A 6,243-nucleotide genomic window follows, 5' to 3' on the forward strand; every position below is an offset into this window, starting at 1 on the left:
GTGGCCGATTACCCAGGATTTATTGCCATTGAAACGGGCGAAGACGATGGCCTTCCCCTTGCCATTGCTTGGTCACTACCCGACGGGCGCGTTAAAGAAACCTTGATTCAACCAGACGACAGCTGGATCAAGGAAGATACCAATGCCATGGGCGCTTATAGCATCGAGGAGCTTGAGAGCCTGGGCGTTAGCCCGCTTGAAGTGATTCGCGAGCTTGAGAACGATCATTTTTCGGCGACGCTTTACACAAGCGATAACGGCGATGAAGAAGCCGCACTTGCACGGCTGTTTGATACTTACGGGCTGGACCCATTTGTCGAGCTAGCCCCTGCCCCGGTGCTCTACCCCTCACTTGAGCCGGGCGAATGGCACCGCCAACGACGCGAGACCTTCAGCGAGCTGGGCTTGGAGCCCATGCGTCCAGAGCATGAGCTTGAAGTCATGCTTTCCTTGCACCAGCGGTTGACCGATACGGATTAAGCATTAACGGCCACAGGCGTTTGATCCAGAACCGCCTGGCCTTGAGCAATCGCAGCGGCAAGTGACTCTTCGCGCTGATAAAAAGACGTCAACGCCACGTAAAGGGCGTTGGCGCGCGTGGGCAGGCCTTCCTGTAAATAGCGCTGTTTTCGGGCGTTTACCTTCTCGGCAAATGCGGCACGATCCACTTCAACATCGCCCCCCAGGTTGTCCACGCTGACATGAAAGGTACGCCCACACGCTTCAGCAAACAGTGATTCCAACGCCTGAGGGGAAATTTCGGCTTGCTCAAAAGCGCTTTGCTCCTGGGCATTGCGCCCATCGGGCAAATACCAGTAGCCATAGTCTTCCAGCTGACGGCGCTTGGCACCTGCAATACACCAGTGGCTCATTTCATGCAGGGCGCTGGCGTAAAATCCCCGTGCAAAGATGATTTGATGATAAGGCGTTTGTTCATCAGCAGGCCGATAAAGTGGTTCATCCTTACCGCGCACTAACCGGGTTTGGTAGCGCGGCATAAAAATGCCATCAAAGAGTGCCGTAATGTCTTCAAGCAACCACTTGTCTTGTGTGTGAACCACAATATCCTCGTTATTTAAGCCCTTTTTGCCTAGTATAACGGCCCTCGTTAGGTAGGCTGAAGTCTAAACGGCAAAAACCAGCGAGTCCTGCTAATCTAGCGACGTTTTATAGCTTACTTTACTGACGGAGAGCCTTTCCTTGGCCCGCTTTGCTAACGACATCAAAACTACCTATTGGCCCGAAACCCGCGCCTTGATTGCCTTGGCGCTGCCCATTTGTGGCGCGCAGCTCGCCCAGGCGGGCATGGGGGTAGTCGATGTCATGATGACGGGACGCTTTAATGCTACGTCGCTGGCGGCGGTATCCGTGGGTACAAGCTTATGGGCACCGTTGATGTTATTCATGACGGGTACGCTCATGGGGCTTACGCCGATTGTGGCGTATCACCTCGGCGGGCAGCGCAACGATGCCATTCGCCCGGCGGTGCATCAGGGATTATGGGTGGCTTTAGTACTGGGCATTATCGCCGCGATTCTGCTTAGAACCAGCGTTATGCCCATTTTCGAACTAATGGATGTACCGGCTCAAGTCGCGCAGGATTCAGCGGCCTACCTTTCCGCTGTGGCCTTTGGCATGCCCGGCATCGCGCTTTTTCAGGCGTTACGTGCTTTTTCAGACGGCATGAATCATACGCGGCCATCACTGTGGATCAGTGTTATTGGCCTTCTTGTGAATATTCCAGCTAACTATTTGCTGATTTACGGCGGCGATGGTCTGGTTGACCTGCTGGGCAGCGGCGTGCCTGTTAGCCTGCAGCAAATACCGGCTATGGGCGCCTTTGGCTGTGGTATCGCGACCGCAATCTCCATGTGGACCATGATGTTCACCATGCTGCTGTATACCCGCCGTGGACGTGCTTATAAAAACGTGTCGCTATGGCATCGCTTTACTCCACCTCAGTTGGCAGGCATTAAAGAGCTTATCTTTGTGGGCATGCCGATTGGCGTGGCCATTTTTGTTGAGGTGACTCTTTTCACCTTAATCGCCCTATTTGTCGCAAGCTTAGGAGAGGTAACCGTAGGGGCTCACCAAATCGCGCTAAGCTACACCTCTATCCTGTTTATGTTGCCGCTGTCGCTGAGTATGGCGCTAACAGTACGAGTGGGTAATACACTGGGCAGGCATCGCCCGTTTCTGGCGCGCCAGGTCGCGTGGAATGGCGTTGTGGTAAGCGTGCTCATTGCAGCCTTCAACAGCCTCTTTTTGTGGGTAACGGCAAAGCCGGTGATTGCTTTGTATACCTCGAACTCAGAGATACAGGCGCTTGCGCTTTCCATCGTGGCGTTAGCGGTTATCTTCCAGCTGTCGGATTCCCTGCAGGTGAACCTTGCAGGCGCGCTACGGGGTTATAAAGATACCCGTATCGTCATGGTCATCACGGTGCTTTCCTATTGGATCGTGGGCCTAGGCGGCGGCCACTGGCTGGGTGCTCATGGCATCAACGGTGTGTCTGAACCGCTCGGGGTTCACGGGTACTGGATCGGTTTGATTGCCGGGTTAAGTACCGCAACGGTTCTACTCGGCTGGCGTTTAAAATGGATCAGTCGACAGGAGTAAATCATGCCTCACTGGATGAGGACTCGGTATTGGCTGGCGCTATGTGTAAGCCTGCTGCTGGCAGGCTGTCAGGGCAAGGACGCCGAGCAGCCATGGATAGCCTATCATCAGCAGCTTGCCGAAGACCTGTCCTCTAAAGCAATTGAACGCACGGAAATACCCAATATCGGCGCGTTTCCTGAACGCCGGGAGCGGTTGATTCCGGTCGCAGAAACCCGTGATGGCATGTTAAACATCTACGCACTGCGCGAGTGCCAGATCACCTCTCTCATTGCCGCGCGTAATAATCAGCTAGGCCGTGTGGCGCCGCCAAGCCAGCACTGGTTATATGAACGCGAGCTATGGCAACGTCTAGATGCATGCTGGGAAAGCGATATTCCTGATCACTTAGGTGAAAAAGATAGAGAGCGCCTTGAGCAGCTGACCCTCCTCAAAACAGCTCAGCTGCCCGCCGTTAGTTGGAACGCAATTTTTGATTCTGAGGAGTGGATTAATAGCTTTTCACGGGCCAGCCATCCACTGGTGATTAGCGGCCTTCCCAACTTTGATAAACAGTTTGCCGCGGTTGATTATTTACAGCAGATGGTAGATAGCCAGTTTAGCCAAGCCTGGCAGCAGGACTCCTCTCGGCTTGAAAACCATCTTAAGCATTTACAAGAACGCTCTTTGACCGCCGAAATTTTGCGCACGCTGTTGCTGGCCGCGCAAAGCTTACAAGATGCTAACCAGTTTTTAATTCAACATGAGTCAACCAATGATACGTGCTTAACGCCGTGGGACGACATGCAAACGCTCGACAGCTTTGAAGACAGCGCGCGACAATGGCTAACGGCTATTAATACACTCATCACCAGCCAGCCTGTCGAGCCACCTGACGCTATAAAGTCTTATCAGGCTCAGTGGCTCTCGCTTAGCCATCCCCAGACTCCCTGGCAGCAGTACCTTAAGGCCAGAGAACAACATCAAATGCTTAGAGATAAGCACCCCGTGTGCGTAAACGATTAAATTATTCGATTTCCTCTTAACCTAGCGGTCAACCTGTGCTATTGGTGAACTATGCGGTAAGCATCTTATTGTTTGTCAATGTCGTGACCACGCAGCACAAGGAGGGACATCATGGGCGTATCCCAGTCACCCCGCTCTGCCCAGGTCATTGACCTGGCTACCGCGCGTCAGCGTCAGCAGGCGCAAAAAAGCTTGGTTCGTTTGGCTCCCGAGTTAGATGGCTTGGAAATGGTCTATCAACTCGCGGGAAGCCCCGATGCCTTTTATGGCATGCCTATCTTAGCCTGGGGGTTAAGAGAAGATGGCAATGTCGTGGGATTAGTGCCATGGATGGAAACGCTCACCGCCTGCCAAGAGGTCAATAGTCAGGAAAACGGCTATTTTATTGGCTATCGTGACCCTGAAACGGAAGAGATCTTCGATTCCCCTCCTGATCATAAATATTATGAGCTGACGGCTGCCGCGGATTACTTTGAGTATGAGGCGTCTGGAGACGTCACGCTTATCCAGCAACTCCCCGATACGTTGGGCACCCATGCCCTATGTATGAATCACCCCAATGCTCCATGGCATATAAAGCCTGTTTATGGGTGGCGCTTATACAGCGACGGTTCCGTTGATGCCTTATTAGCCGATGAGCAAAAGGCGACGATGACGCCAATTCTATTGGGCGATAACTGCCTTTATTGCGCCCGCGCCCACCACCAAAGCGTATATTTTTTTCAACGCCACATCGCCAACCGCATTCTTGAAGAAGATCCTGCGACCCTTGAAGCGTTAGCGATGATGGTGATTCCTGAGGAGTAAACCGTCTGTTTGACAGACATATCGAGTAAGGAGCCGTGCGAGGTTATTCGCCATTAGTCGATTCTTGCCTCGCACAGGCTGCACATCATTAAGCTAAACGTATAAAGTAAATATAGTTATCAGTTGTCTCACTGCTCTGCACCAGTTCATGACCTAAAAACTGGCAAAATTTGGGGACATCGCGCGTAGTAGCCGGATCGGTTGCAACGACCTTGAGTATTTGTCCTGAACCCATGTCTCTTACCTTGTTATGCATCAGCATAATCGGCTCAGGGCAATACAGACCGGTAGTGTCCAGCAGCGTGTCATGATGGGGTGAGGCTTCGATATTGTCAGCCATTCATATCCTCGGTTTAGGAAGTAGATAGCATGATTAAAGTTATCATCGAACGGCGTATTATGCCCGGCCTGGAAGATGAGTATGAGCACGCAGCACGAGAAGCCATGCGTGTCTCTCTTGGCGTTAGGGGCTTTGTCAGCGGCGAAACGCTGGTACAACAAGGCCATTCCGATCGTCGTTTGATGATTACCAAGTGGCGCGACTTACGCGCCTGGAAAGAATGGCACGCCAGTGAAGCACGCGCCACTGCCATGCAGAATATCTTACCGCTCTTAACAGAAGACGAGACCGTCCGTATCTACGAAGCGGGCTACTAATGGGCTAGCCTTACGTGCACAGTCACTTCTTCTCTGTCGTGATAAAGATGCCGGCAGGTAACCGTCGCACGGACGCCGGCACTTTCCAGAGCATCGTCTAGCTTTGACAGGCAGCGGTTTACTTCATCCCAACGCTTTTTCATGGGCAGCTTCAGATTGAAAATGGCCTCACGGCACCATTTGCGTGTTAGCCAGCGCTCCACCATGGCGAGCACGCGCACAGGCTTATCGACGATGTCGCACACCAACCAGTCCAGACGCTGAGGCGGCTCCCACGTAAAGCCATCTTCTTTTAGATGATCAATCTGACCGGTGGCCATCAGTTGCTTATCCATCGGGCCGTTATCGATGGCATATACATACATACCGCGCTGTACCAACTGCCATGTCCAGCCACCCGGTGCAGCGCCCAAATCGGCAGCCTGCATATGATCGCCCAGGCGCTCATCCCACTCTTCACGGGGAATAAATTCGTGCCATGCCTCTTCAAGCTTAAGCGTAGAGCGACTTGGCGCACGCGTTGGAAAGCGCAACCGGCGAATACCGTTAAGCAGCTCACTGCGATTACCGGGGAAACTCATACCCAGCTGAACACGATCACCATCGGTCCAGAAGATATGTAGCCGACGTCCACCCGCCTTGCCGCGTAGCGCGCCGCGTTTTTTCAGCATGCTTTGCAGCGGCTTAGTAAGGGCCTTAATAAGCCCCGCCAATGCTTTACCATCATTGGTATCGGGCGTTTCATGCCAGATTTCTTCAAAGCTCCAGCGACTGGCTTTTACCTGATCTAAAATAGCGGTCAGCCGGTCATCGCGCGACAAAGTAAGCGCCGGTAAGGCGGCTAAACTTTGGCGAGCAAAGATAAGCTTCTTAAACGCGGCCTGGCGGTGTAAATCATTAACGGGCTCATCGTCGGTGCGCGTTAGGCTAACCCACCCTTCCCCGTAAGCAGGTTCACAGGTGACATCCTCAAGCTCTGCATGATGCTGCATCTCAGCCAACGCGTCATGTTCAAAGCCAGGACGGCAGTAGACTAACCACGACGTAGGTACCGTTTCACTCACCACTTCACCTCTATTTGCGTCCATCACTCAAAAGCGATAGCCGTTTGATGTAGTCATTGGGGACGCATCATAGCATTAACACGCGCGATTT

8 protein-coding genes are annotated in these 6,243 nt (G+C 52.8%); 5 read left to right on the plus strand and 3 right to left on the minus strand.

Annotated elements, in window-relative coordinates; all coding sequences use genetic code 11:
* Positions 1-480: a hypothetical protein gene (locus ACT3R7_RS11605; protein WP_018917523.1), complete on the plus strand. Its 480-nt coding sequence runs from the start codon at positions 1-3 to the stop codon at positions 478-480.
* Here the strand turns inward: ACT3R7_RS11605 and ACT3R7_RS11610 are convergent.
* Positions 477-1,061, minus strand: coding sequence for an elongation factor P hydroxylase (locus ACT3R7_RS11610; protein ID WP_193091735.1), 585 nt, complete (start codon positions 1,059-1,061; stop codon positions 477-479). The two genes, ACT3R7_RS11605 and ACT3R7_RS11610, sit on opposite strands and share 4 nt — an antisense overlap.
* Before the next feature lie 139 nt (positions 1,062-1,200).
* On the opposite strand from ACT3R7_RS11610, the gene ACT3R7_RS11615 reads away from it, so the two are divergent.
* The 3 genes from ACT3R7_RS11615 to ACT3R7_RS11625 all read left to right on the plus strand — a co-directional run bounded on the left by ACT3R7_RS11615 (position 1,201) and on the right by ACT3R7_RS11625 (position 4,431).
* Positions 1,201-2,619, plus strand: a complete 1,419-nt coding sequence (locus ACT3R7_RS11615; protein ID WP_193091736.1) for an MATE family efflux transporter — start codon at positions 1,201-1,203, stop codon at positions 2,617-2,619.
* A 3-nt stretch (positions 2,620-2,622) separates the two neighbouring features.
* The gene (locus ACT3R7_RS11620) at positions 2,623-3,624 is read left to right on the plus strand and encodes a DUF3080 family protein (RefSeq protein ID WP_193091737.1); all 1,002 of its coding nucleotides are present in this window, start codon (positions 2,623-2,625) and stop codon (positions 3,622-3,624) included.
* A gap of 111 nt (positions 3,625-3,735) precedes the next feature.
* Positions 3,736-4,431, plus strand: a complete 696-nt coding sequence (locus tag ACT3R7_RS11625; RefSeq protein ID WP_193091738.1) for a hypothetical protein — start codon at positions 3,736-3,738, stop codon at positions 4,429-4,431.
* Positions 4,432-4,519: 88 nt separating this feature from the next.
* Here ACT3R7_RS11625 and tusA read toward each other — a convergent pair whose 3' ends face one another.
* Positions 4,520-4,771, minus strand: coding sequence for a sulfurtransferase TusA (gene tusA, locus ACT3R7_RS11630; RefSeq protein WP_192537679.1), 252 nt, complete (start codon positions 4,769-4,771; stop codon positions 4,520-4,522).
* A 29-nt stretch (positions 4,772-4,800) separates the two neighbouring features.
* Between tusA and ACT3R7_RS11635 the strand changes: the two genes are divergently transcribed.
* A complete protein-coding gene (locus tag ACT3R7_RS11635; protein WP_192537680.1) occupies positions 4,801-5,088 on the plus strand; it encodes an antibiotic biosynthesis monooxygenase family protein in 288 nt (95 codons plus the stop codon).
* Here the strand turns inward: ACT3R7_RS11635 and rlmM are convergent.
* Positions 5,085-6,152, minus strand: coding sequence for a 23S rRNA (cytidine(2498)-2'-O)-methyltransferase RlmM (gene rlmM, locus ACT3R7_RS11640; protein WP_155826475.1), 1,068 nt, complete (start codon positions 6,150-6,152; stop codon positions 5,085-5,087). The two genes, ACT3R7_RS11635 and rlmM, sit on opposite strands and share 4 nt — an antisense overlap.
* Positions 6,153-6,243: the final 91 nt, after the last annotated feature.

Source organism: Halomonas sp. AOP43-A1-21 (assembly GCF_052376775.1).
Taxonomy (GTDB): domain Bacteria; phylum Pseudomonadota; class Gammaproteobacteria; order Pseudomonadales; family Halomonadaceae; genus Vreelandella; species Vreelandella colorata.

Coding starts and splice junctions, on each gene's coding strand:
- ACT3R7_RS11620 (WP_193091737.1), top strand. CDS start 2,623: ATGCCTCACTGGATGAGGACTCGGTATTGGCTGGCGCTATGTGTAAGC.
- ACT3R7_RS11625 (WP_193091738.1), top strand. CDS start 3,736: ATGGGCGTATCCCAGTCACCCCGCTCTGCCCAGGTCATTGACCTGGCT.
- tusA (WP_192537679.1), bottom strand. CDS start 4,771: ATGGCTGACAATATCGAAGCCTCACCCCATCATGACACGCTGCTGGAC.
- ACT3R7_RS11635 (WP_192537680.1), top strand. CDS start 4,801: ATGATTAAAGTTATCATCGAACGGCGTATTATGCCCGGCCTGGAAGAT.